The sequence below is a fragment of the Fusibacter sp. genome (assembly GCF_057447755.1).
In genome coordinates this window covers 1-2,283 of record NZ_JBVBZF010000446.1, presented here as the reverse complement: position 1 = coordinate 2,283, position 2,283 = coordinate 1, and the positions used below count along the sequence as shown (strand labels likewise).

Sequence of the window (2,283 nt, the reverse complement as noted above, 5' to 3'; positions counted from 1 at the left end):
TTAAAACTTGTGTTGTTGCGTTCACAGCAGAAATTGTTTCTGATGCGCTGTTACTGGTATCTTTCATGCCATCTTGGGCGATGGTCATGGCTAAATCGGTTAGAATATTACCCTTTTCAGCACGCAAATTTCCTGTGATGACCATTTCATCAAACAAGACTGCCATTTTGTTCATATTTGATCGATAGGTTTCACTTGCACTTAATACCGCTTTAAGTTGCTCCAAATTGTACTCTTGTGTTGTTACTTTCTCAGAAGCCTCAATGAGAGTATCAATTTGATCGAAAATTGAAGTGGCTGCTTTGATTTCAGAAGAGCTCTTTGTGGCAATGCCCTTTTGATTTCTGACTCTAACGGTATTGCCCAAATTCAAAATTTCAGTTGCCATCATAATTTTTTCATTTCTAGCTTTTAAGTTAGCGGCGTTATCATTTGAATTGATTTGATTATTTAACTTATCAACTTGATCATCGTAATACATTGTAATTTTACTTACAAATTCTGCAGCAGATGAATCAAGTTGACCTGTAATTTGTTCCATGTTTATGTAAGCGTTATGTGTTTTCTCAATAAGTGCCAGATACTCCGAATGGGCCATTACACCTTCATCGTAGACGGCGGTTAAATCCACTGCATTTTGCTCATCTATAAAAGCTTTCAGCTCTTGTAGATTGGTTTGTGCGCCCTGCATGGATATCATGGCTTCGTCATAATAAGATTCTGTGCCAGATAAGCCATATGCTCTACTGTTATACATGACATCTTTAACATTGTTGTTAAAATCAGTTGCAATTCTAAGTGCTGTCAGATAATTGTCCTGCATTGTTTCTGCTTGGTGTTTTTGGAGATTTAGATTATATATAGTATATCCAATGACTAAGCTTATGATTAAAACCATTGTTCCGATTCCAATTATAATTTTGGAGCCAATTTTTCTATTTTTTAACATACTCATCTTCCTTTCTATTCAAATAAGAGCTTTTCAATATCCATTAAAGTGATCATATGACCATTGCTCTTGGTAATGCCCTGTACAAATCTACTTTTTTTGTCAAAGTTCTTTTGAGACGTAATCTCTTGTTTGTCAACAGATACGACTTCTAAAACAGTATCCACGATCACGCCTACTGTAAACTCTTCCAAGTTCATCACGATGATACAGGTTCTATCATCGTACTCTCTAAAGACCTTTCCGAACCGTGAACGAATCTCAATTACCGGGATAATCTGTCCTCTCAAATTGATTACCCCTTTCACAAATGCATCCTGTTGAGGTACAAGTGTGATCTCTTGAATTCTATTGATATCGATTATGTAGTTGATATCAAATCCGTATACCTCTTTGTCCACTTGAAAAGTCAAATATTTGACCATTTCTTTGGGTATAGTTTTATATTCATCATTGCTTTCAATGTGCTTGTTTTTCATCATATCACCACCTAATTGACTAGGCTGTCAGGATCTAAAATCAAGCTGATTCTACCATCGCCTAGCAGCGCAAATCCTGTCATGCCATCTATTGATTTCAAGTACTTAGGGGCACTTTTAACAACCAGTTGCTGTTCACCTAATATCGCATCAGCAAAAAAAACTTTTTCCTTGCCGTTTTCCTCAATCATAATCAGAATACCCTCATTAAAATCGACCACATCCGTTGCAATGCCATATTTTTCGTGAAGCCTCAATATTGGATAGACCTGTCCCCTTACCATGACAAGCTCGTTGCCATCAGGGTCTTTTGTAATATCGCTATCCTTGGCAATGAAGGATTCTCTTATAGAAATAATTGGGATTGAGAAAATTGTCTTTCCGACCTGCATCATCATACCGTTGATTATGGCAAGTGTCAGTGGGATTTTAATAGCAAATTCAGTACCGATACCCAGCTCTGAATTAACAATGACTGTTCCTCCAAGTTTCTTGATATTTCTTGCCACTACATCTAGTCCAACACCTCTACCGGAAAACTCTGTTACTTCTTCCTTTGTTGAAAAACCGGGTTCAAAGAGCATCTCATAAACTTCCCGATCCTGATACTCTGCCCTCGATTTGGTAAGGAGATTTCGATCTTCACATTTATCCAGTATTTTTTCTCGATCAAGGCCCTTGCCATCATCTTTGACGATAATCCATACGTCCCCCCCTGAATGCTTCGCCTCAAGTATAATGGTGCCGTATTCAGGTTTCCCCATATCGATACGTTCTTCTGTGGTTTCCAACCCGTGGTCCATGGAATTTCTGATAATATGCATCAAAGGATCTGTGATGTTCTCAATAACATTC

At 37.7% G+C, this 2,283-nt stretch carries 3 protein-coding genes; all 3 read right to left on the bottom strand.

The genetic code is table 11. The annotated features are described in order from the left end of the window. The coding region (locus AC220I_RS21460) for a hypothetical protein (RefSeq protein ID WP_486725912.1) at window positions 1–949 on the bottom strand (949 nt) is incomplete at its 3' end. Window positions 950–963: 14 nt separating this feature from the next. After that, on the bottom strand, window positions 964–1,428 hold the full coding sequence (locus AC220I_RS21455) for a chemotaxis protein CheW (protein WP_486725911.1): 465 nt from the start codon (window positions 1,426–1,428) through the stop codon (window positions 964–966). Between the two features lie 11 nt (window positions 1,429–1,439). Continuing rightward, a partial coding sequence (locus AC220I_RS21450) for a chemotaxis protein CheA (protein WP_486725910.1) occupies window positions 1,440–2,283 on the bottom strand: 844 nt, incomplete at its 5' end.